Origin of the sequence: Aquibacillus halophilus (assembly GCF_009649745.1) — a bacterium.
Lineage (GTDB): Bacteria > Bacillota > Bacilli > Bacillales > Amphibacillaceae > Aquibacillus > Aquibacillus halophilus.
Genome location: NZ_WJNG01000007.1, coordinates 370,431 through 394,070 on the forward strand (window position 1 = coordinate 370,431; position 23,640 = coordinate 394,070).

Genomic DNA, 23,640 nt, shown 5'->3' on the forward strand with positions numbered 1-23,640 from the left:
ATGACAGTGTGATTAAAAAGCTCTTAATAGCTAACAGGGGCGAGATAGCTGTCCGAATTATACGAGCATGTAAAGAGATGGGAATAGAGACTGTAGCTGTTTATTCTCAAGCTGATAGTGATTCTCTCCATGTACAACTCGCGGATGAAGCTTATTGTATTGGCCCTATACATAGCAAGGATAGCTACTTAAATTTTACTAATATTATGAGTGTAGCTACGCTAACTGAAGTGGATGCTATTCACCCAGGTTATGGATTTTTAGCTGAAAATGCTGACTTTGCTGAAATTTGTAAAGCTTGTAATATTACTTTTGTTGGCCCTAGTCCATATGCTATTCAAAAAATGGGTGCAAAGGATGTAGCAAGGGAAACTATGCATCAAGCTGGAGTACCAATTGTACCTGGTTCGGATGGTATTATTAAAAATGAAGAAGAAGGCGCAAAGATAGCAGAACAAATTGGCTATCCAGTGATTATTAAGGCTACTGCTGGTGGTGGTGGTAAAGGTATAAGAGTTGCAAGGAACAAAGAAGAACTTATCAAAGGTATTGGTGTGACACAAAACGAAGCACAAACTGCTTTCGGTAATCCTGGTGTCTATTTAGAAAAGTTTATTGAAGATTTTCGACATGTTGAAATTCAAGTTTTAGCGGACAACCATGGAAATGTTGTACATCTCGGAGAAAGAGATTGTACGATTCAAAGGCGTCTACAAAAATTGATTGAGGAAACACCGTCACCTGCTGTTACGCCTGATATCAGAAAACGAATGGGCGATGCCGCTGTCAAAGCAGCACAGGCGGTGGACTATTCGGGAGCAGGGACCATTGAATTTATTTTTGATAAAAAAGAAGAGACTTTCTACTTTATGGAAATGAATACAAGAATTCAGGTGGAACATCCAGTTACTGAAATGGTAACAGGAATCGATTTAATCAAAGAACAAATTAAAGTTGCTAATAATGAAAAACTTTCTTTCACCCAGGATGAAGTTACGTTTACTGGTTGGGCTATTGAGTGTAGAATAAACGCCGAGAATCCATTTAAACAGTTTATGCCTTCTGCTGGTCAAATTAAGATGTATCTCCCCCCGGGCGGTTTTGGTGTGAGAGTTGATTCTGCAGCGTATCCAGGGTATAAAATCCCTCCATATTACGATTCAATGATCGCTAAATTAATAACCTATGGTAAGACTAGACAGGAAGCGATTGATCGAATGAAACGATCACTTGATGAATTTGTTATTGAAGGCATTTTTACAACAATTCCATTTCACAGTAGGGTGATGGAGCATCCTGTCTTTGTTGAAGGGGACTTTAACACGAAATTTCTTGAAAAATATACTATAATGGATAGTGAATAGTATTACTTAAAAGGAGTGAACAAAATGAGTGAAAACTCTTTGTTAAAGGTTAGTGAAGATTCTAATTTGGGTAAAGTTGAAATAGCTCCTGAAGTCATTGAGGTTATAGCAGGAATTGCTACAACAGAAATTGCTGGTGTATCCGCTATGCGAGGCAATTTTGCTAGTGGTGTAGTGGAACGTTTCGGTAAAAAGGCACATGGTAAAGGAATAAAAGTTGAGTTAACAGAAACAGGAGTCATAATTGATGTATATGTAGTTTTAGACTATGGCATAGCTATTCCAGAAGTTGCTCAGAAAATTCAAACTAATATTAGGCAAGCATTGATGAATATGACAGCACTAGAAATAGAAGAAATAAACATTCATGTTGTTGGTGTTCAAATGGAACAAAAAGTTGAACTAGGTGAGAGCCAGGAATAATATTAAAAGGCCCAAAGAGGAGAATATTCTCTTATGAGGCCTTTTTTGTACTTCAAGGACTTTTCTTAAAGACGAAAAATTATTTTGTTAGTATCCTTAAGACCTATCGTTGCATCTCTATAGATCAGAAGAAACTAAACAAAGTTAACAATTCCCTATACAAATCGACTTAAAATAGAGTAGAGTTTATTAACGAGAAGATCTATTAATTTTATCATCTTTTGGGTATATGTTAAATAAGAGAGTGTATGTATATGGCGTTGCATTCTGGAAAATGTTATCATTTGTAAAGATAAGTTATGAAGGAGAATGTAAAGAATGAAACGAAGAATCGCTAGAGAAAAGGCTTTCCAAATCCTTTTTCAAATGGATATAAACAATATAGAGCCCAAAGATGCAATTGAGCACGTTCTTGAAGAACATGGTGAGAATGAAATGGACTCCTTTTTGACTCAAATGGTTTATGGAGTTACAGAACACAGAATTAAAATTGATGAGAAGATTTCTGATCACTTAGAAAAGTGGACAATCTCTCGTCTTGCTTCAGTTGAAAAGACATTGCTAAGAATTGCAGCATATGAGATGTTTTATGGAGGAGATACCCCACAAGGTGTTGCTATTAACGAAGCAGTTGAACTAGCTAACAAGTACGGCGATGAAAAATCCGGAAAATTTATAAATGGTGTCCTTTCAAAGATGATTAAGTAAGGGGGAAAATAAATGACTGCAGAAGTAATTTATGGAAGTGAATTAGCAGAAAAATTAAGAAAAGAGATGCAAGGGGAGGTAAGTTCACTTAGGGAAAAAGGTGTTATCCCTAAGTTAACTGTTGTAATTATTGGGGAAGATCCTGCTTCAAAATCGTATGTGCGCGGTAAACAAAAAGCATCTAAAGAAGTAGGGGTAGATTCAAATTTAATCGAGCTTCCAACAACAACTACCCAACAAGAATTGTTAGACCTAATCGAAGAATTAAATGATGATAGCACGATTCATGGGATTCTTGTACAATTGCCATTACCAGACCATATCAATGAACAACAAATTATCGAGGCAATATCCCCTTTGAAAGATGTGGATGGATTTCATCCAATAAATATTGGTAGAATGGTTGCTGGTAAGGATACTTTTTATCCATGTACTCCATTTGGTATTATCACTATGTTAAAATCAAAAAATATCCAAATGGAAGGAAAAAAAGCAGTAGTTATTGGTCGAAGTAATATTGTTGGTAAACCAGTAGGACTATTATTGTTAAATGAAAATGCAACAGTTACTTATTGCCACTCTAAAACAAGGAATATGAAAGAATATACGAAAGAGGCAGACATTTTAATAGTAGCTGTAGGGAAAGAGCATTTTCTATCAGGTGATGACATCAAAGCAGGGGCTGTTGTCATTGATGTAGGGGTTAATCGGATGGCTAATGGCAAACTAACTGGTGATGTTGAGTTCGAATCTGCAAAAGATAAGGCCTCGTATATTACCCCAGTTCCAAAAGGGGTTGGACCAATGACAATAACGATGCTATTACATAATACAATTAAATCTGCTCGGCAGTTTCATAATCTTTAATAAAAAAGTCGACGAAGGTGTCCATAATGAATGAAAAATATTTAACTGTAAGTGCGCTAACAAAATATATAAAAAGAAAATTTGAGTTAGATAACCATTTAAAGGAAGTTTGGTTAAAAGGTGAAATATCTAACTTTAAACACCATAGTCGGGGGCATATGTACCTAACCATCAAGGATGATCACTCAAGAGTACAAGCAGTAATGTTTGCTGGAAATAACCGCTTCATGAAATTCAAACCTGAAAACGGCATGAATGTGCTTATAAAAGGTGAAATAAACATCTATGAACCTCAGGGTCAATATCAGTTGTACATTCAACAAATGGAACCTGATGGTATTGGTGCTCTTTATCTTGCTTTCGAACAGTTAAAGGAGAAGTTATCTAAAGAAGGCTTATTTGACCAATCCAAAAAAAAACCGATTCCAAAATTTCCTAGGCACATTGGTGTAGTAACTTCACCTACTGGTGCAGCCGTTAAAGATATTTTGACTACTATTCGCAGAAGGTATCCAATTGTTAAAGTAACTGTAATTCCCGTTCTAGTTCAAGGAGATTATGCAGCCACATCTATTGTAAAAGCAATTGACTTTTCCAATTCTATTAATGAATTTGATGTATTGATTGTTGGCCGCGGAGGAGGTTCTATTGAAGAATTATGGAGCTTCAATGAAGAAATAGTTGCACGAGCTATCAGCTCCTCCAACATTCCAATAATATCTGCAGTAGGTCATGAAACTGATTTTACAATTAGTGACTTTGTTGCAGATTTAAGGGCTGCTACTCCGACCGCGGCAGCAGAGCTGGCCGTACCTTCTCAAGAAGAATTAAAAGAAAAGCTGATTTCTCTTCGGCGGTCTCTTTCCCGATTAAGTGCAATTAAATTGACAACAACAAGAGAAAGATTGGAACAACTAAGAAGATCTTATGCTTTCCGTTATCCTGCACAACTCCTGCAACAAAAAGAACAAGAATTGGACAAGCAGGTAGATAATCTTACAAAAACAATGATTGGGCTATATAACAAAAAGAATGAGCAACGACAACATCTTCTTAAACGATTAGGTCAACAGCATCCTGAAAAACAACTACAACAACTTAAGAAACAAGTCAATCAGTTAACATTAAGAAATCAGCACGCTTTCAAAAATGAATTTCAGTCCCTAAATAATAAATTTGATTCTACTCTCGAAAAATTAACAATTCTTAACCCGTTGACAACGATGAAAAGAGGGTACTCTGTTTCTTATTCACAGCAAGGAACTGTTATTCGTTCAAGTAAACAGGTTGAACCAGGGGAACAAATCACTGTCAAGCTTTATAATGGTTCTTTGGACTGTCAAGTATGGGGTATTGAGGAGGAAAAAGAAAATGACTAAAAAAGATGTAACGTTTGAGCAAGCAATGAAAGAATTAGAGGAGATTGTTGACAAGCTTGAAGAAGGAGATGTTCCTCTTGAAAAAGCAATAAATTATTATCAAGAAGGAATGAAACTTTCAAAATTATGTAGTGATAAACTTTCAAGTGTCGAAAAACAAATGGAGCAGATCATAAATGAACAAGGTGAATTTGAACCCTTCACAATTGGGGAGGAAGAATAAGTGGCAGATACCTTAATCAGTTATATAAAGGACAGGCAAAAGCTATTCAATAAAGAGATTGTGTTAGAAATTGAGGCATTAGATATTCCAGATGGATTAAAACAATCAATGCTTTATTCAATTGAAGCTGGAGGAAAAAGGCTTCGACCAATTTTAATGATGGCTAGTGCAGAGTCTTTCGGGGGTAATTATCAGTCAGTATTACCAATAGCTATTGCATTAGAAATGGTCCATACTTATTCTCTTATTCATGATGATCTTCCAGCAATGGATGACGATAATTACCGCAGAGGAAAACCGACTAATCACAGAAAATTTGACGAAGCAACAGCGATTCTTGCAGGGGATGGACTACTGACTTATAGCTTTGAATTAATCATGAGACAACCAAATATTACAGATGAACAAAAGGTTTATATAGTTAAACAATTGGCCAACGCAAGTGGACCTAAAGGCATGGTTGCGGGTCAGATTCTTGATATGCAAGCAGAGAAAAAAAATATAGAATTACAAGCATTGGAAAAAATCCATACCTTAAAAACCGGTCAATTAATCAAATTCGCAATCGTAAGTGGCGCATATATTGCTAATGCATCTAAGGAGCAAATGGAGGCACTAGATACTTTTTCTTATTATATAGGGCTTATATTTCAAGTGCAGGACGATATTTTAGATGTGACTGGTGATCCGACCATTCTAGGTAAACCAGTAGGAAGTGATGAAGAAAACTTCAAAAGTACTTACCCTAAATTATTAGGGTTAGAGGGAGCAATAGAGATTAAAGATTATTATGTTAAAAAAGCAAAAGAAGCTTTACAGACTGCGGGAGTAACGCAGACCATTTTAGAGCAACTTACTGACTATTTAAGTGACAGAAAATACTAATTAGAATGATTAAATAAAAAATTGAGCAATCAGCCATTATATGTTATATTGTTTATACTATAGGAATGGTGCAGTATTCTAGTCAGTCTTCCGTTTCTGAAGGCGGGCCTAAAAATCCGCCAAAGGGCACATCGATGAAGTTCCTTGTGCTGGCTTGAGGCGCCCAGCCTTGGGTCAGTGCTGGGAGTTAAGGTTGTGGGGCGATCCACAAAGGCATGTGGGCGAGGACCCTGCTTCCGCGGAGGCCCATCTCTGTGGTAACTTCTTAGCAGACGTTATTATGGAATGGGGTATGAACCTACTATATAGGGATGGGGAATCCCTGTTTGTAGCGTAGCCTGCCTTGAGTGGTGTTTGAGGGGATTATGTTATAAGTACGAAGAGATTGTGGCCACTTTCAATTCGTATATACAGCATATGAAATCAACACTGCAAAAGAGGCTAGGGGACGGTTAAAGGCTGTTGAGGAAATCTCCTAGACTGTTCCAATGGACATTTTAAAGGGATTATAGTGCGGACTAAGTGGTAATTCAGTCTAGCTGTTGGCAACAACGCTAAGATGGGTTTAATGGGGAACCGCCAGAATGGCAACATTCGGTACCTGTCTGGGAAAACCTACTGGACCTAAGCCGCAGTTTTTACCTTTTTAATGACCATTCCTAATACATATTTTAATATTTTATTTGAGGTTATATAATGACGAAATCACATTTGCAAAAGTCGATAAAATTTAGTCTAGGTATTGCCGTTATCACGTTTGTGTTAGCGGCTATTTTTTCAGTTGTTTCTTCCTCCATTTTAGGTGGAGTAGTGTGGATTATTGGATTATTAATAGTCCTATTAATTGTATTAATAGGGGTATTTTTTGATATGCTTGGGATAGCGGCTACCGCTGCTGATGAAGTACCTTTTCACGCAATGGCAGCAGAGAAGGTAAGCGGTTCCAAACAAGCAATTGTAATTGTTAGAAATGCGGATAGGTTTGCGAGTTTTTGTAATGACGTAATCGGTGATATTTCCGGAATCGTTAGTGGAACAGCCACTGCAATCGTTGTTCTTCAGGTTGCAGATGGGTTTGGACAATCAGACGGCTCTAGTTTTCAAATAGTAACCTCGGTTGTTTTAACTAGTCTAGTTGCAGCACTTACTGTTGGGGGGAAGGCAATTGGGAAATATTTAGCAATTAATTCCTCGACCAACATCATATTCTTTGTTGGTAAAACCATTGCTTTTATCGAAGAAAAATTTAAAATAAAGATAATGACAACAGAAAAGAAAGAGATCAGAAATAAATAATGAAGGGGAGGAATCCCGATATGGATCTGACAAAAATTAAAGATCCCTCGTTTTTAAAAAAATTATCAAATGATGAACTAGACAGCTTAGCTCTTGAAATTCGAAAATTTTTAATTGAAAAGCTTTCAATTACGGGTGGGCATCTAGGTGCTAACCTAGGTGTTGTAGAATTAACATTGGCACTGCATCAACATTTTAATAGTCCGCAAGATAAACTGATATTTGATGTAGGTCATCAGTCTTATATTCATAAAATGTTGACTGGTCGTACTTCTCAATTTGATACTTTACGTCAGTATAAAGGTCTTTGTGGTTTTCCGAAAATGAGTGAAAGTGAACATGATGTTTGGGAAGCGGGCCATAGTTCAACATCATTATCTGCTGCAATGGGTATGACAATTGCGCGTGACGTTAAGGGTGAAGATAATTTCATTTTACCTATCATTGGTGATGGTGCGCTTACTGGCGGAATGGCTCTTGAAGCGTTGAATCATATTGGCCATGAGAAAAAGAACATTATTGTTATCTTAAACGATAACGAGATGTCTATTGCTAATAATGTTGGTGCACTTCATAATGCGCTTGGTCGGATGAGGAGTGCGGGTAAATATAATCGGGTCAAAGATGAGTTAGAGTGGCTAATGAAGAAAATTCCAGCTGTTGGAGGACGTATAGCTCAAACAGCGGAACGTGTTAAAGATAGTATGAAATATTTCATGGTACCAGGAATGCTTTTTGAAGAGTTTGGATTTACTTATTACGGCCCAGTTGATGGCCATGACTTTAATGATCTTCAAGAAAATATACAATACGCTAAAAAGACGGATGGCCCTGTTCTTATACATGTTATTACTCAAAAAGGGAAAGGATATTCCCCAGCAGAGTTAGATATGAAGGATAGATGGCATGGTGTTGGCCCGTATAAGATTGATTCAGGCGAAAAAATCAAACCAGTCAATGCCCCACCTGCTTGGAGCGGGGTCGTTAGTGGTGCCTTGCAAAAAATAGCTAGAACGGATAATCGTCTAACAGTTATTACTCCTGCTATGATTTTAGGGTCAAAGCTGGACAAGTTTCAGGAAGAGTTCCCTGATCGACTTTTTGATGTTGGTATCGCTGAACAACATGCTACCACAATGGCTGGTGGGATGGCGACTCAAGGTCTGAAACCTTTCCTAGTTATTTATTCCACTTTTCTTCAAAGAGCATATGATCAATTACTTCATGATGTATGTAGGCAAAATTTGAATGTCGCATTTGGAATTGATCGAGCGGGATTGGTTGGTGCCGATGGCGAGACGCATCAAGGAGTGTTCGATATAGCCTTTTTGAGACACCTACCCAATATGGTGCTAATGATGCCAAAAGATGAAAATGAATGTCAACACATGGTTCATACCGCTTTGGAGTATAATGATGGACCTATTGCAATGAGATTTCCAAGAGGGAACGCATTAGGAGTTCCAATGGATACATCATTCAAACAGATTCCAATTGGTAGTTGGGAAGTATTAGAAGATGGTACTGACGCTACTATTTTGACTTTTGGTACTACTATTAAAATGGCTTTAGAAGCAAGAGCTGCCCTAAAAGAAAAAGGGTTTTCTGTAAAAGTCGTAAATGCTCGATTTATTAAGCCGCTAGATGAAGATATGCTTCATGAATTAATGATAGAGAACAGACCAATCTTAACAATAGAGGAAGCAATTCTTCAAGGTGGTTTTGGTAGTGCTATTTTAGAATTTGCCGAAACACATAACTACAAAAATGTAGATATACAACGAATGGGAATACCTGATAAGTTTGTTGAGCATGGAGATGTACCGGAATTATTAGAAGAAATAGGATTGACAAGGGATACCGTCATAGATAAATTAAAGCAAATAATGCCAAGTAAACAACAGAGGGCTTGATTTCTATATGAGTAATAAAATAAGACTTGACCTGTTGTTGGTCGAGAGAGGCTTAATTGAAACCAGAGAAAAAGCAAAGCGAACCATTATGGCTGGTTTGGTCTATTCAGAGCAAGTTCGTTTAGATAAACCAGGTGTTAAGGTGGATATGGAAATACCAATCACTGTTAAAGGGAAATTGATTCCTTATGTAGGTAGAGGTGGATTAAAGCTTGAAAAAGCTTTAAACACTTTTAAATTGGATGTAACAGGTAAAATAATGATTGATGTAGGTTCGTCGACTGGAGGCTTTACTGATTGTGCTCTCCAAAATGGCGTTAAATTAAGCTATGCAGTAGATGTTGGTTATAATCAACTAGATTGGAAGCTACGTAACGACGATCGGGTTGTGGTGATGGAACGAACTAATTTTAGGTATGTAACACCTGATATGCTTACTAAAGGGATACCAACCTTTGCAACTATTGATGTATCGTTTATCTCTTTAAAATTAATATTGCCGGTATTATCCAAATTGTTGGGAAGTTGCAGTGATGTAGTCGCACTGATTAAACCTCAATTTGAGGCTGGTAGAGAACAAGTAGGCAAAAAAGGTATCGTTCGTGATCCTTTGATACATAAACAGGTATTAACAAATATTACTACCTTTGCTCTACAAGAAGGATATCAAATCAAAGAATTAACATTTTCTCCAATTACTGGTGGAGATGGAAATATAGAATTCTTAGTACATTTATTATGGAATGAATCACAAAAAGAAGGAAATAGCATGAATGATGTCGAAATTGACAGTGTAGTCGAAGAAGCGCATCTACAACACACTCATGTATGAAACCATTGGGCTGCATATAATGTAGCCCATTTTTTAGGTTATGCTATTTAAGAAAATTATGTGGTTAGCTAGGATGGGAGGGTATATTTTGAATAAAGGTCAACGACACATAAAAATTAGAGAGATTATTACAGATAATGATATTGAAACACAGGATGATCTAGTTGAGCGCCTTAGAAGTCTGGGATACAACGTGACACAAGCTACAGTATCTCGAGATATAAAGGAGCTTCACCTAGTTAAAGTACCCATGGTAGATGGAAGATACAAGTATAGTCTCCCAGCGGATCAACGTTTTAATCCGCTCGAAAAATTGAGAAGGTTAATCATGGATGCTTTCGTTCGGATTGATGAGGCTGGATATTTTATTGTTATGAAGACACTACCGGGCAATGCAAACGCTGTAGGAGTATTATTAGATCATTTAGATTGGACTGAAATCTTAGGGACAATCTGTGGTGACGATACCATCTTAATTATTTGTAGAACAGAAAGTGATACGGAAAAAGTTAAAAACCGATTGTTAGATATGCTTTAGATTTGAATACTCCTAGGATTGGGGTGATGAACATGTTAACTGAACTTTCTATTAAAGATTTTGCTATTATTGATGAATTAACTATTACCTTTAATCAAGGTTTGACAGTTTTAACTGGCGAAACAGGTGCGGGTAAGTCCATTATCATTGATGCTGTTGGATTATTAACTGGCAGCCGAGGATCAATTGAATTTGTTCGGTTTGGAGCTAACAAGGCAAACTTAGAAGGTCTTTTTATCGTTGAGGATGTCAAACATCCAATTTTTGATAAAGGAAGAGAATACGGTATTGAAATTGAAAAAGACGGAATGATTGTTCTAAACCGCACAATTACATCCAGTGGAAAAAGTATATGTCGAGTTAACGGAAAGCTTGTCACACTTGGTATTCTGAAGGAATTCGGGAAAAGTTTAATTGACATTCATAGTCAACATGAAACACAATCGTTAATGGATGTAGATCGACATATTGAATTATTAGATTTGTATAAAAGTGATGAATTAGATCAAGTTAAAAAAGATTATCTAGATATATTCAAAAAGCTTTCAACATTTAAAAAAAGGTATAAAAAACTAAGCGAAAATGAACAAGACATGGCACAACGTCTAGATTTATTGAAATTCCAATTAAATGAATTGCAGGATGCTGAATTAGTTCCATATGAGGATGATCAATTATCAGCTGAACGTGAAAAACTGGTCAATTACGAAAAAATTTACCAAGGTGTAAATGATGCATATGAAGCGCTATATGGCGAACAAAAGGGACTTGATTGGTTGTCTCTATCTTTGAATGGACTTGAAAGTGCTAGTGAATATGAAAAAGATTTAGAAAAAATGAAAGAAGAGTTTTCTAATCACTATTTTTTAATTGAAGAATTGTCTTATGATCTTCGGAATTTTCTCGATGGTTTAGAGTATGACCCGGAGAGACTTAACGAACTTGAAAGTAGAATAAACGAGATTAATCGTTTGAAAAAGAAATACGGACCTTCAGTTAATGATATGTTGGAGTATTCGGCTAAAATTGAGGAAGAAAAAGATGAATTAGAAAATAGAGATTCTCATTTGTTAAAGCTACAACAAGAGCTTAATGGTCTTACTGAAGACGCTCTTTTAGAAGCAAGGCATTTACATGATATAAGAAAAAAGGCAGCTAAATCATTAATAAAAGATATCCATAAGGAACTAAAAGATCTTTACTTAGAAAAGGCTTCTTTTGATGTTAACATTGCTACTAAAAAAGATAGAAATGAAGAGGCTGATATCGACGGTACCTCAACACATTTGACTGCTAATGGATTTGATATAGTGAAATTTTTAATAACTACAAATCCAGGGGAGCCTTTGAAAGAGCTAAATAAAATTGCTTCTGGTGGAGAATTATCAAGAATAATGCTTGCTTTAAAGAAGATATTTTCAAAGCACCAAGGAGTAACAAGTGTCATATTTGACGAAGTGGACACAGGAGTTAGTGGAAGAGTAGCTCAATCAATTGCTGAGAAGATTCATGGTATATCTGTCGGCTCACAGGTGTTGTGTATTACTCACTTACCTCAGGTTGCCTCAATGGCTGATACGCATCTTCTGATTGAAAAGAGTGTTTCCAACAAAAGAACTAGTACAACTGTAAGTGAACTAAGCGTGGAAGATAGTGTAGAAGAACTTGGGCGGATGATAACTGGTGCAGAGTTAACAGAAACTTCTAAGGAGCATGCACGAGAATTAATTCAGTTAGCTAATAACTTTAAAAATGGAACTTTATCCAAATAAATCCTGACCATTAATATGGTCAGGATTTATTTATCTCATCAAATTAAGGCTTTAAGTTACCTTATTTAAATAATTCATTTTTATTCTTCATTAATGAAAGACAATAGAGGAAATGTTAACCCTTTTTTCTCATCTTTACAGGGTTTAAAAAGTGTATTCTAAGGTCAAATTAGAAGTACACAGAAATAAAAGTGTGGGTTAGGAACGAGGAGAGTGAAAAATGAAATTCAACAATTTTCGTAATGGGATAGGGATCTTGCTCCTTGTTGCTTTCCTTTGTATTCCATTCATAACACCGTTACAAGTATATCTTTCAATACCCAATCAAATCACAACTTTTCATAAGCAAGACCCTTTTAGCGTTCCGGCCATGGGACAAGGTGTTAATGCTACAAATTCAGATCCGATAATCGAGGCAATAAATTCAAATGAGTTCAAAACTTTATCAACTGGAGAAAGTAGTATTGTTTATGAACTAGCAGGGTTACCGATAAAAAAAGTAAATGTTGATGTTTTGGATGATTTTAAAATTATCCCCGGTGGTCAATCAATAGGGGTAAATCTCCAAACATTAGGAGTACTAGTAGTTGGACACCATTTAGTTAACACAAAAGAAGGTGAAGTTTCACCAGGAGAGAAAGCGAAAATCGAAGTTGGAGATACTTTGTTGGAGATAAATGGGAAAAAAATCAATAGTATGAAAGAAGTCGCTCCATTTGTTGAAGACTCAGGAGACAAAAACGAGCCGTTAACTGTGAAGGTAAAACGTGGAGAAGAAATTTTTGATACAAAGTTAACACCATATAAAGACTTAAAAGACGAAAAATATAGGATTGGTCTGTATATAAGGGACTCGGCAGCAGGGATTGGAACAATGACCTTCTTCGATCCTAAATCTAAAAAATACGGTGCTCTTGGTCATGTCATATCAGATATGGATACAAGAAAACCTATTGAGATAAACAACGGCACAATTGTTCGTTCAAATATAAAATCCATTGAAAAAGGTGTTAATGGTACGCCGGGAGAAAAGCAAGCAGAATTCTTAGCAGGGGAAGAAAAAATAGGGAGTATTACCAAGAATAGCCCTTTCGGAGTATTTGGAGTATTAAAAAAGAATATTTTAAATGGAAAGATGGATGAGCCTATGCCCATAGCCTTATCACACCAAGTAAAAGAGGGCCCGGCTAAAATTTTGACTGTCGTAAAGGGTGAAAAGGTTCAAGAGTTCGATGTGGAAGTTATAAACAGTGTTCCGCAAAAGTTTCCTGCAACTAAAGGTATGATTATCAAAATAACTGATCAGGATTTATTGGATAAAACAGGTGGAATTGTACAAGGAATGAGTGGTAGTCCTATTATTCAAAATGGCAAAATAATAGGAGCAGTAACACATGTTTTTGTTAACGACCCAACATCTGGTTATGGTGTGCATATTGAATGGATGCTGCAAGAAGCAGGGATAGATATTTACAACAACGATGGCAGTGATAGCGAAGAAAATTTAGAAGCAAGCTAAAAAGAAAGCTCTTTAGGAGCTTTCTTTTAGTTTACATATTGTAAGATTCGACATTATTCTCGAAAAAGTCATTAAATGTCACAAAAAATCGAAAATCCATGAAAATTGAAGAGAATTGAAGGTAATCAATAAAAATATAAACTTTTTCACAAAAATGAAGGATTTTTCGAAGTTGTGTCGAAAGTGTTACTTTAGTAAGAGGCGTATTACGTTAAGGGGGAACTGAATATGGAAAAAATTAAGGTTTGTTTAGTCGATGACAATCGCGAATTAATTCAGCTAATGGAGGAGTACTTTGAAGGTCAGTCAGATATTGAAGTTATCGGCACAGCTTACAATGGAAAGGAATGTTTAGAATTATTAGATGAAATCGAACCTGATGTATTGGTTCTTGATATTATTATGCCACATGTGGACGGTCTAGCTGTCTTAGGTAAAATCAAGGGACTTGAAAGGGCGAAGTATCCAAATGTAATTATGCTTACTGCATTTGGACAAGAAGAGGTAACAAAGAAAGCTGTAGATCTTGGAGCATCATACTTTATTTTAAAACCTTTTGATTTAGAAAATCTCGGGGACCAAATCAGGCAGGTTTATGGTATTACACCGACAACAGAGAATAAGGGAATAAGGCATAGGTACAATAGGGACAACAAGAAAATTGACCTCGAAGCTAATATTACTCACATCATTCATGAGATCGGTGTTCCAGCACATATTAAAGGGTACATGTACTTAAGAGAGGCAATAACAATGGTTTATAAAGATATTGAATTGCTCGGTTCGATAACTAAGGTGTTATACCCAGATATCGCAAAAAAATATAATACCACTGCCTCAAGAGTTGAACGTGCGATTCGCCATGCCATCGAGGTAGCTTGGAGTCGTGGTAATATGGACTCCATTTCATCATTATTTGGTTATACAGTTAGCTTAACCAAGGCAAAACCAACAAACTCAGAGTTCATCGCAATGGTTGCAGATCGCTTACGTTTAGATCATCGAGCAAGCTAATAAGGTTAAAATAAAATTGTCTATTCACTTAACAGTGGATAGACAATTTTTTCGTTCACATTGAATTTTAGTTATAATTTCTAATTCTCACTCACTTAAAAGATATAATGCCAAAACTTAAAATATTTGTCCTCTACTATTTTAATGAATAAAAATTACACATTGAGGGATTTTATTATTAAAGGAGGGTTAATATTATGAAAAAAATTCTGTACATAGTGTTATTAATATTCGTATTAACTCCACTTGCAGTCTCAGCAGCCGAAACGTACACGGTTCAACCTGGAGACAGCATGTGGAAAATTGCTGTGAGATATCAAATTGGAGTCACTGAAATTATCGAGGCTAATCCACAGGTGGAAAATCCTGACCTTATTTATCCTAACCAAAAATTGAACATACCTAATATTGATACGATTAAACATACCGAACATGAGGTAATTCAATTAACAAATCAAGAACGTGCTAAATATGGACTTGGAGCACTAAAACCTGACTGGGAGTTATCCCGTGTAGCTAGATACAAGTCACAGGATATGCATGATAAGAACTATTTTTCGCATACTAGTCCTACTTATGGATCACCATTTACAATGATGCAGCAATTTGGAATAAATTATCGTAGTGCTGCTGAGAACATTGCTAAAGGACAACGGACACCACAGGAAGTAGTTAGAGCATGGATGAATAGTCCTGGTCACAAAAAAAACATTCTTAGTGCTGATTTTACACATATAGGTGTTGGTTATGTAAAAGATGGCAATTATTGGACTCAAATGTTTATAAAGAAATAATTTTTAAATTTGACGTTAATTTAATCTAGATATTCCGGAAACGTGGATATGGGAGACGATCCACATTATCATTTCTGGCATAAAACAACATAGTTAGAACACAAAACGCTTGGGATTGAAGTGACCCCAAATATTAAGCTACTTGTTGGGCAAGAGTTCGATATGTAATTGAACTCTTGTCTTTTAATTTTTCCTTAATACTTTATTGTTAAGTAATTCTTAACTTGCTCGACAGAAAATCACTTGGTTGAAAAAGGAAACCACTTTTCCCGTCTTCGACAGCATTTCATCGCCAAGAACATTAGTTTGTATTTTTTGAGGAATCGACAATCCTCAACTCCAATGATCATCATATAATGTGTAGTTTCAAACGTTTAAATTAATTTAGGTCTTATTATTGCTATAATTAGGCAAATTCTCATGAAATTCATTGAAATTGCGGTGTAATCCAGTTAAAACTAGACAAATCTCCTTTACAGTTGCCTTTATACTAGTGTTTTTGATAACAATTATTCTTGAAGTATGTTAATATTTTGAATTGTACAGAAAACTATAAATGGAGAGATTAATATGAAAGTAGCAAAGTTCGGTGGAAGTTCTGTAGCTAGTGCAGAACAATTAAAAAAAGTCGCTAACATAATTATGGATGATTCAGACCGTAAAGCAATTGTTGTATCAGCGCCAGGTAAAAGGTTTAAAGAAGATACAAAAGTTACTGATTTACTAATTGCTTTAGGTCAAGCATATTTGAATAAAAATTCTTATCAAGCTCAATTAGATCAAGTAATTGATCGTTTTCGAGACATCACAGAGCAATTAGAACTACCAGAAAGTCTTTTAAAGGAAATACAAGATGATATTAACAATGTACTCGCTTCTGATTACACGTACGAGTTGAAAACAGATGCATTAAAGGCATCCGGGGAAGATGCTTTAGCAAAGGTACTTAGTGCTTATCTACAGTCGTTAGGATTAAAAGCTACTTATTTAAATCCAAAAGAAGCTGGTATAATTGTTAGTGATGAACCAGGTAGTGCACAAATATTAGATGAGAGTTTTGAGCTTATTTATAAACTTAGAGAACGAAAAGAAATCGTTGTAATACCTGGTTTCTTCGGATATACAAAGGAAGGCAAATTGGTTACTTTTTCACGAGGCGGTTCAGACATAACAGGTTCTATTGTGGCGGCTGGGGTTAAAGCAGACTTATATGAGAACTTTACTGATGTTGATTCTGTTTATTGTGTAAATCCAACTATAGTAGAGAATCCAAAGGAGATTACTTCACTAACTTATAAAGAGATGAGAGAACTATCTTACGCTGGATTCTCAGTGTTTCACGATGAAGCACTTATACCTGCATTTAAAGCAAGCATCCCCGTTTGTATTAAAAATACAAACAATCCAAACGGATTAGGAACAATAATTGTATCCAAAAAAGAAACAGGGGACAACCCAGTAGTAGGGATTGCTAGTGATACTGGATTTTTAAGCTTATACGTTAGTAAATACTTGATGAATAGAGAATTGGGCTTTGGACGCCGTCTATTGCATATTTTAGAGGATGAATGTATTTCTTTTGAACACACTCCTTCTGGAATAGATGATTTATCTGTTATTATCAGAGAAAGTCAACTGACAGAAAAGAAAGAACAGAAGGTAATTCAAAGAATTAAGGATGAACTAGATCCAGACATGGTGTACGTTGAACGTGGTCTGGCTCTTGTAATGATCGTTGGGGAAGGTATGAATAGCACTATTGGAATAGCTGAAAAGGCAACAGCTGCATTTTCCAGAGCAAATGTTAATTTAGAAATGATGAACCAAGGTTCTTCTGAAGTTTCTATGATGTTCGGAATTAAAGCTTCTGGTGTTGACAGTGCCGTAAAATCTCTATATAAATCATTTTTTGAATAATTATATAAGGACTGGTCTTATGACCAGTCCTTATTATAATATTTCATTGCTGGATGACGATTTAGTTTGAATGGCGTTAGGACATTATCTAACCCTGTATAGGTATTGATATTTGATTGGATTGTTTGCTCTAATAAAATTTCAAATAATTCAGCTGTCATAATTGCATCATTTAAAGCGTGATGTCTTTCAAGTTGTTCAATACTATAATATTTCATGAGTTGATCTAATTGATCGTTTACTCCAGGTAACAACCATCTTGCCATTAGTTGAGAATCAATAACGTATGGATCATAACTTGGTAGTCTCCATCTTTTAAGCATTGTTTGCAAAAACCTCATATCGAATTTTGCTGGGTGTGCTACAAGAATTGAATCCTTGCTAAATTCTAAAAACCTCTGAAAGACTTCAATAAAAGGTCGTGCATTTTTAATGTCTTCGTGCTCAATACCTGTTAAATCTGAAATATTGTTAGGAACAGGTCGTATTGGTCTAATTATTTCATGAAATTTTTCTACCCTACAATGTTGTAATCCGTGTAATTGTATTGCTCCGATAGAAATCACTTCATGACCAACTTCCGGAATTAATCCAGTAGTTTCTAAATCAAAAATTGTAAAAGGAGTATTATCTAATTTACTGCTTTCGAGCGAATCTTCTTTTTGAAATTTTAGTAATGCATCATTTAATTCCTGGTATGCTGACCATTTAAAATAGGGTCTCATTTTAAAATGATAAATAGGTTTTTCAAAAAAGAAGTACTTTATTATTTGTAAATCGATAGGTAACATTACACCACCCGATTCCGGTTATAACTTAGTTCAATAACTTGCTGTAGACGTCTAGCTATTGATAGTGCTTCTTTTAATTTTCTTTTTTCTTCCTTGGATAGTTTTTGAATGATTATTTCATTTGTAAGTGGTTCCTGGTTCTCTAATTGAATTAAATTTTGACTTAACCTAAATGTCAATAGTCGATGTAGGGCCATTTTAGCATTTTCTGCATCTCTTGGATGAAATCTCTCATCATTAGCTAATTGATCCAGCCTATTAATTGTATTAGCATCTTCAATTCCGTTTTTCGCGGAATAAATTCGAACCGCATTAACAATCTGCATAATGGCAGACTTTTTTAAATTTAGACTCCGTTTCTTTCCACTGCCAATAATTCTACCAAAAGGTTGGATAGGAACTCTAAATCTGAGTGTATCTTTCATGAGTAGTTGGTGAAGGTTGAGTGAATTTTTTATCTTGTTAGTAAGTTCATCTCTTAAACTGTATGCCAAGGAGAAATCCCCGTAAATTGGTCTAAAGTCAGTGAAAATCGTAAAATCCCGAATTTCTTCAGCATCGATTTTCACAATCCATTCTTTTAGGTCAGCTGACCACTGTGAATAAGGTTTTCTCCACTTATTCTCTTTAGCCATTATTCCACCAGTACATAGTGGAAACCCACACTCCTCGAGCATGAAATTAATCTTTTCACTTAACTTTTCGAAATATAAATCAATTTTTGTAGCATCTTTAAAATGTTTATAATCGGATAAAATAAGCCCATTATCCTGGTCTGTACTAAATCCTTGTTCTTTTCTTCCTTCACTACCCATTACAATGAAACAATAATTAATTTGAGGAGGTCCGTATCCTTCTCTAACCATCTCTTCCTCGGCTATTCGAATCACTTGTTTATGAATACGGTCGTTTAAACTGGAAATTAGTTCGCATATTTCATAACCGAATGTACCTTCATCAATTAATTGCTTTATAAATTGTTGAAATTCTTTATTGTACGTAGGTGAAAGACTTTTTAGCTCATTGACTGTTTTTGATTTTGAAATCCGATAACTAGTATCAAAATAAACAGAATCCTTGATATTAAAAAAAGAAGATTGTCTTAGGAAACCAACTACATTTGATTTATGGAAAACTGGAATAATTACAGTTGGATGATGCTTTAAATAGGACAGCGCTTCATAGATGAAATCTTGGTCAGCTACTGAATAGATGTCCTCTTGCATATAGTTACTTACTGAACTTTTAAGATCATTTTTCATAACTGCATTCAAGATTTCTGAGTAACCAATCATACCAACCATTTTTGATTGGTCCTCGCTTACAATTAAACCTTCCATTTTTTTATGTTGCAATAGTTTCGCAGCATCTTCTATAGATTTACTCGGCTGAATGAACACAGGTAACTCCATGAAAGTGTCGACTCGTTTTCTGTATAATTCCTTTTCATTTTGGTCCCCAGTATCGGAGCTTTTGTATTTCACTTCTTGATACAGACTTTTCATTAAATTACTTATACCATCTAAGACTACTTTTGAGAAATTGGTATTGTTAGTCATTACTTCCATAAAATTGGCTTTGTTCAAGCAGATGGTTTTTGTATTTTCCAGTGCCTGTACCGAAAACCTCATCTCTCCGCTAGTAAGCATAATCATCATACCGATTAGGTCTCCTGGATAATAGAAACGAATTGATACTTGTTTACCGTTTGCGCGGTGCAAAATATTTTTTGCTAATCCCGATATCAAAAAATGCAGTTCTACCGTTTCTTCATTATCTTCCTCGTGAATAATAAATTCATTAGCTTTTAATTCTCTTATCACTGCTCCTTCAGTTATTTTAATGAATTCATTATCGGTTAATAAATCAAATGGATATTGATTTTTAAACATATCTAGATATTTCTCCACTCGAAACCATCTCCTCTAATGTTCATTTAATCTTCTTTATTATTCTTGAATCGACCTTTGGTAAGGTTTCTCTTTCTATCCCTATGTAAAATGAATCCTCCGATAAAGGAAAGTCCGGCTAAAAATAGGATTAAACCTATGACAAACTGTACGGCCGAATGAAATAAAAATGGATAAAAAATACCAAAAGTAGCATCACGCATTAGTTTAATACCAAATGTAGCAATAATTCCGGGGATAACTAAAATTAACAAAGCAACAATTCTCACATTGTATCACCTATTCCTCTCATCCCTTGTAGTATAGCAAAGGCTGACAGTTATGAAAACTGATGAACTCTTGCTAAAATGTGCAGTAAAGTATAATATGGAATTATGCAAAATAATGCAGGGTGTGATGAATAGATGAAACGAATAATAATTGTTGGTGCGGGCAAGGGTGGAACTGCATTAATAAAGCTAATGAAAGAAATAGACCGGATGGAAATTGTTGCTGTAGTTGATATTGATTCTAGAGCCTTAGGTATGCGATTAGCAAAGTCCTATAACATTAAAACTGGTGATAACTGGCGTGATTGGATTGAAAAAGATATCGATATTGTTATCGAAGCAACTGGCTCTCAGAAAGTACTTGATCAGATTATTGAGGCTAGGAAATCCACCACAGTAGTAATCCCGGGTTCAGTAGCGTACATAACAGCCGAATTATTGGAAGATAAAGAAAGACTCCTACAAGAAATGAAACTACATACAGACAAACAAGATCTAATTCTGAATAATATTAATGAAGGTATGATCGTCATTGATGTTAATGAAAGCGTCACTTTTGTCAATAGAAGGGCAGAAGAAATAGTAGGTATTAAAAAAGAAGAGTTTATTTTAAAACCAATTCGTCAACTTATAGACAAAACCAGACTCCCGCAAATATTAAGAACAAGGAGACAAGAAATAAATCAAAAACTCGTCTTAGAAAACGGGAAAAAAATAATCACCACAAGAATTCCAATTATTGATTCTAGACAGAATTTAAAAGGTGCTTTTGCAGTTTTTAGAGATATTACCGAAGTTGTTGAATTAGCAGAACAGATTACTGGCTTGAGAGAAGTTAAGAAAATGCTAGAAGCAATTTTCCATTCATCAGATGAAGCAATTAGTGTTGTTGATGAAGATGGCCGGGGAATAATGATTAATCCAGCCTATACTAGGATAACGGGTTTATCTGAAAAAGATATTGTAGGGAAGCCAGCAAATGTAGATATTTCTGAAGGCGAAAGTATGCATATGAAGGTTTTAAAAACTAGAAGACCAGTAAGAGGTGTTCGTTTAAAGGTCGGACCAACGAACAAGGATGTCTTAGTTAACGTAGCCCCAATTATTGTTGACGGAAAATTAAAAGGAAGTGTTGGTGTTCTCCACGATGTTTCTGAGATTCAATCACTAACAAGTGAACTTAGAAGAGCAAGACAAATTATACGAAATTTAGAAGCTAAATATACGTTCGATGATATCATTGGTTCTTCTAATGAAATGAAGTTAGCATTTGAACAAGCAAAAGTCTGTGCCAGGACACCTGCAATTGTTTTGTTAAGGGGTGAATCAGGAACTGGTAAAGAGTTGTTCGCACATGCTATTCATAATGAAAGTGATCGTAGGCATAATAAATTTATCCGAGTAAACTGTGCAGCGATCTCTGAATCTATTTTGGAAAGTGAACTATTTGGTTATGAAGATGGTGCATTTTCTGGTGCGAAACGTGGCGGAAAAAGAGGCTATTTTGAGGAAGCTAATCACGGAAGTATTTTTCTTGATGAGATAGGAGAACTTTCACTTCGCATGCAGGCAAAACTACTTCGTGTTCTCCAAGAAAATGAAATTGTAAGAGTTGGTGGAACGAAACCTATTCCTATAGAAATAAGAATTATCACCGCTACGAATGTGAATTTAGAAAAAGCAATAATGAATGGAAATTTTAGGGAGGATTTGTACTATCGTCTGAATCGTTTACCGATTTATATTCCGCCATTAAGAGAAAAAATTTCTGACTTAGAAGAATTAACGTATTATTTAATCCATAAAATTAATCAGGATTATGGTAGGAATGTTAAATCAATTGATAAGAAAGCTGTTAATTCATTGATGAAGTACCATTGGCCAGGAAACATCAGGGAGCTTGAGAATGTTATTAGTAGGGCTATGATTTATATGGAAGTTAATGAAGAAGAGATAAAACTTGAGCATATACCAGAGCTAATTCCCGTAAAACCTAAACAACAAAGTGACAATAGTGGTTATCAATGGAACCAGGAATCCCTACAACAGTCCATTGAGTCTCATGAGCAACTAATAATTGAACAAGCATTTATTGCAAATAATTATAATAAAACAAAAACAGCAACTGCGTTAGGTATTTCAATAAGAAGTCTTTACTATAAAATGGAAAAATATGAGATTGAAAAGAATGGCATGCAAAATGATGCATAGTTAAATAAACTTAATGTCTAAGTGTTGTGATATAACTTCCTCAAAAAATGTAGATATTAGTTGTTTTTTAGATTAATGAATGAAACTCCTTGGAGGCAAAAAATGAAACACTTGGAAACAATCTTGGAGCAAATAGATAAAAAAAATATAAAGACTGTTGCGGTTGCTCAGGCTGCAGATAAAGATGTATTACATACGGTACAAATAGCAATAGAAAACCATTTGTGTGACTTTTTGTTATTTGGGGAAGAGGCAATTATACAAAAAATAGCTTTAGAATTGGATTTTGACATTGGTACAAATTCAATCCAAATCATACAGGTTAATGAAAACGAAAGCGCTGCTGAGTTAGCAGTAAAAGCTGTACGTTTTGGGGATGCAGATGTACTAATGAAGGGCAATATAGCCACAAGTTTATTGTTAAAGGCTGTATTAAATAAAGAATTTGGGTTAAGAACAGGGAATATCCTTTCTCATGTGGCAGTGTTTGAGATACCTAGTTACGAAAAACTAATATTTTTGTCTGATGCAGCAATGAACATCGCTCCAAACCTGAATGAAAAGATACAAATTGTTGAAAACGTAGTAAAAGTCGCACGCGGCTTAGGAATTATGCAGCCTAAGGTCGCTATCTTGTCTGCTGTGGATGTTGTGAATCCTGCGATGCAATCAACTACTGATGCAGCACTACTAACACAAATGCAAAAACGAGGACAAATTAAAAATTGTATTTTAGAAGGACCATTGGCCTTTGATGTTGCTATTTCTAAGAAGGCAGCAATTCAAAAAGATGTCATTACTGAAGTATCTGGACAAGCAGATGTATTGCTAGTCCCTGCGATTGAGGTAGGGAATACATTATATAAGTCATTTATTTATTTTGCTGAAGCCAAAGTTGCCGCAGTAATAAGTGGAGCTAAAGTTCCGATAGTATTAACTTCTCGTTCAGATAATACGGAAAGTAAATTATATTCATTAGCATTAGCACTATTAACTTCAACAACGAACTAGGAGG

At 35.4% G+C, this 23,640-nt stretch carries 21 protein-coding genes; 18 read left to right on the forward strand and 3 right to left on the reverse strand.

The features are described 5' to 3' along the window. The first annotated feature begins 8 nt into the window (after positions 1-8). From accC to GH741_RS10865, 16 genes are all read left to right on the forward strand, one after another. Positions 9-1,364 (forward strand): acetyl-CoA carboxylase biotin carboxylase subunit, encoded by a 1,356-nt coding sequence (gene accC, locus GH741_RS10790; RefSeq protein WP_338079360.1) that lies wholly within the window; start codon positions 9-11, stop codon positions 1,362-1,364. Between the two features lie 24 nt (positions 1,365-1,388). Continuing rightward, a complete protein-coding gene (locus GH741_RS10795; protein WP_153736787.1) occupies positions 1,389-1,787 on the forward strand; it encodes an Asp23/Gls24 family envelope stress response protein in 399 nt (132 codons plus the stop codon). 318 nt (positions 1,788-2,105) lie between these two features. Further along, positions 2,106-2,495: a transcription antitermination factor NusB gene (nusB, locus tag GH741_RS10800; protein ID WP_153736788.1), complete on the forward strand. Its 390-nt coding sequence runs from the start codon at positions 2,106-2,108 to the stop codon at positions 2,493-2,495. Positions 2,496-2,507: 12 nt separating this feature from the next. Continuing rightward, positions 2,508-3,362, forward strand: a complete 855-nt coding sequence (folD, locus tag GH741_RS10805; protein WP_153736789.1) for a bifunctional methylenetetrahydrofolate dehydrogenase/methenyltetrahydrofolate cyclohydrolase FolD — start codon at positions 2,508-2,510, stop codon at positions 3,360-3,362. 26 nt (positions 3,363-3,388) lie between these two features. Further along, on the forward strand, positions 3,389-4,741 hold the full coding sequence (xseA, locus tag GH741_RS10810) for an exodeoxyribonuclease VII large subunit (RefSeq protein ID WP_153736790.1): 1,353 nt from the start codon (positions 3,389-3,391) through the stop codon (positions 4,739-4,741). Then, positions 4,734-4,964 (forward strand): exodeoxyribonuclease VII small subunit, encoded by a 231-nt coding sequence (locus GH741_RS10815; protein WP_153736791.1) that lies wholly within the window; start codon positions 4,734-4,736, stop codon positions 4,962-4,964. Before xseA ends, GH741_RS10815 begins: the two co-directional genes overlap by 8 nt. Further along, complete coding sequence (locus tag GH741_RS10820; protein WP_338079361.1) at positions 4,965-5,849, forward strand: polyprenyl synthetase family protein; 885 nt, start codon at positions 4,965-4,967, stop codon at positions 5,847-5,849. Positions 5,850-6,545: 696 nt separating this feature from the next. Next, positions 6,546-7,145 (forward strand): hypothetical protein, encoded by a 600-nt coding sequence (locus GH741_RS10825; RefSeq protein WP_153736792.1) that lies wholly within the window; start codon positions 6,546-6,548, stop codon positions 7,143-7,145. A gap of 20 nt (positions 7,146-7,165) precedes the next feature. Next, on the forward strand, positions 7,166-9,058 hold the full coding sequence (dxs, locus tag GH741_RS10830; protein ID WP_153736793.1) for a 1-deoxy-D-xylulose-5-phosphate synthase: 1,893 nt from the start codon (positions 7,166-7,168) through the stop codon (positions 9,056-9,058). Positions 9,059-9,065: 7 nt separating this feature from the next. Beyond that, positions 9,066-9,890, forward strand: a complete 825-nt coding sequence (locus GH741_RS10835; protein ID WP_153736794.1) for a TlyA family RNA methyltransferase — start codon at positions 9,066-9,068, stop codon at positions 9,888-9,890. 88 nt (positions 9,891-9,978) lie between these two features. Continuing rightward, entirely contained in the window at positions 9,979-10,428 is a 450-nt protein-coding gene (gene ahrC / locus GH741_RS10840; RefSeq protein ID WP_153736795.1) for a transcriptional regulator AhrC/ArgR, read from the forward strand. 32 nt (positions 10,429-10,460) lie between these two features. Further along, a complete protein-coding gene (gene recN, locus GH741_RS10845) occupies positions 10,461-12,200 on the forward strand; it encodes a DNA repair protein RecN (RefSeq protein ID WP_153736796.1) in 1,740 nt (579 codons plus the stop codon). Between the two features lie 220 nt (positions 12,201-12,420). Then, positions 12,421-13,719 (forward strand): SpoIVB peptidase, encoded by a 1,299-nt coding sequence (gene spoIVB, locus GH741_RS10850; protein WP_153736797.1) that lies wholly within the window; start codon positions 12,421-12,423, stop codon positions 13,717-13,719. Positions 13,720-13,947: 228 nt separating this feature from the next. Next, on the forward strand, positions 13,948-14,733 hold the full coding sequence (gene spo0A, locus GH741_RS10855; RefSeq protein ID WP_153736798.1) for a sporulation transcription factor Spo0A: 786 nt from the start codon (positions 13,948-13,950) through the stop codon (positions 14,731-14,733). A 197-nt stretch (positions 14,734-14,930) separates the two neighbouring features. Continuing rightward, positions 14,931-15,527 carry a SafA/ExsA family spore coat assembly protein gene (safA, locus tag GH741_RS10860; RefSeq protein ID WP_153736799.1) on the forward strand — a complete coding sequence of 199 codons (597 nt, stop codon included), beginning with the start codon at positions 14,931-14,933 and terminating at the stop codon, positions 15,525-15,527. A gap of 570 nt (positions 15,528-16,097) precedes the next feature. After that, positions 16,098-17,444, forward strand: a complete 1,347-nt coding sequence (locus GH741_RS10865; RefSeq protein WP_153736800.1) for an aspartate kinase — start codon at positions 16,098-16,100, stop codon at positions 17,442-17,444. Between the two features lie 17 nt (positions 17,445-17,461). On the opposite strand, the gene GH741_RS10870 is transcribed toward GH741_RS10865, so the two are convergent. The 3 genes from GH741_RS10870 to GH741_RS10880 are packed head-to-tail and all read right to left on the reverse strand — an operon-like array spanning position 17,462 to position 20,414. Then, positions 17,462-18,235: a 3'-5' exonuclease gene (locus tag GH741_RS10870; protein WP_153736801.1), complete on the reverse strand. Its 774-nt coding sequence runs from the start codon at positions 18,233-18,235 to the stop codon at positions 17,462-17,464. Continuing rightward, positions 18,235-20,145 carry a DUF294 nucleotidyltransferase-like domain-containing protein gene (locus GH741_RS10875; RefSeq protein ID WP_338079365.1) on the reverse strand — a complete coding sequence of 637 codons (1,911 nt, stop codon included), beginning with the start codon at positions 20,143-20,145 and terminating at the stop codon, positions 18,235-18,237. The genes GH741_RS10870 and GH741_RS10875 overlap by 1 nt, the downstream gene beginning before the upstream one ends. Positions 20,146-20,171: 26 nt before the next feature. Next, positions 20,172-20,414 carry a DUF2627 domain-containing protein gene (locus GH741_RS10880; protein ID WP_338079367.1) on the reverse strand — a complete coding sequence of 81 codons (243 nt, stop codon included), beginning with the start codon at positions 20,412-20,414 and terminating at the stop codon, positions 20,172-20,174. Between the two features lie 135 nt (positions 20,415-20,549). Here GH741_RS10880 and GH741_RS10885 point away from each other — a divergent pair, with 135 nt between their 5' ends. Both GH741_RS10885 and yqiS read left to right on the forward strand, forming a co-directional pair. After that, positions 20,550-22,625, forward strand: coding sequence for a sigma-54 interaction domain-containing protein (locus GH741_RS10885; protein WP_153736802.1), 2,076 nt, complete (start codon positions 20,550-20,552; stop codon positions 22,623-22,625). A 102-nt stretch (positions 22,626-22,727) separates the two neighbouring features. After that, positions 22,728-23,636, forward strand: coding sequence for a phosphate butyryltransferase (gene yqiS, locus GH741_RS10890; protein WP_153736803.1), 909 nt, complete (start codon positions 22,728-22,730; stop codon positions 23,634-23,636). Positions 23,637-23,640: the final 4 nt, after the last annotated feature.

Bases quoted from the DNA above. Each gene is read 5' to 3' on its own strand.
- GH741_RS10795 (WP_153736787.1), top strand. From the start codon at position 1,389: ATGAGTGAAAACTCTTTGTTAAAGGTTAGTGAAGATTCTAATTTGGGT.
- nusB (WP_153736788.1), top strand. From the start codon at position 2,106: ATGAAACGAAGAATCGCTAGAGAAAAGGCTTTCCAAATCCTTTTTCAA.
- folD (WP_153736789.1), top strand. From the start codon at position 2,508: ATGACTGCAGAAGTAATTTATGGAAGTGAATTAGCAGAAAAATTAAGA.
- xseA (WP_153736790.1), top strand. From the start codon at position 3,389: ATGAATGAAAAATATTTAACTGTAAGTGCGCTAACAAAATATATAAAA.
- GH741_RS10815 (WP_153736791.1), top strand. From the start codon at position 4,734: ATGACTAAAAAAGATGTAACGTTTGAGCAAGCAATGAAAGAATTAGAG.
- GH741_RS10825 (WP_153736792.1), top strand. From the start codon at position 6,546: ATGACGAAATCACATTTGCAAAAGTCGATAAAATTTAGTCTAGGTATT.
- dxs (WP_153736793.1), top strand. From the start codon at position 7,166: ATGGATCTGACAAAAATTAAAGATCCCTCGTTTTTAAAAAAATTATCA.
- GH741_RS10835 (WP_153736794.1), top strand. From the start codon at position 9,066: ATGAGTAATAAAATAAGACTTGACCTGTTGTTGGTCGAGAGAGGCTTA.
- recN (WP_153736796.1), top strand. From the start codon at position 10,461: ATGTTAACTGAACTTTCTATTAAAGATTTTGCTATTATTGATGAATTA.
- spoIVB (WP_153736797.1), top strand. From the start codon at position 12,421: ATGAAATTCAACAATTTTCGTAATGGGATAGGGATCTTGCTCCTTGTT.
- spo0A (WP_153736798.1), top strand. From the start codon at position 13,948: ATGGAAAAAATTAAGGTTTGTTTAGTCGATGACAATCGCGAATTAATT.
- safA (WP_153736799.1), top strand. From the start codon at position 14,931: ATGAAAAAAATTCTGTACATAGTGTTATTAATATTCGTATTAACTCCA.
- GH741_RS10865 (WP_153736800.1), top strand. From the start codon at position 16,098: ATGAAAGTAGCAAAGTTCGGTGGAAGTTCTGTAGCTAGTGCAGAACAA.
- GH741_RS10870 (WP_153736801.1), bottom strand. From the start codon at position 18,235: ATGTTACCTATCGATTTACAAATAATAAAGTACTTCTTTTTTGAAAAA.
- GH741_RS10885 (WP_153736802.1), top strand. From the start codon at position 20,550: ATGAAACGAATAATAATTGTTGGTGCGGGCAAGGGTGGAACTGCATTA.
- yqiS (WP_153736803.1), top strand. From the start codon at position 22,728: ATGAAACACTTGGAAACAATCTTGGAGCAAATAGATAAAAAAAATATA.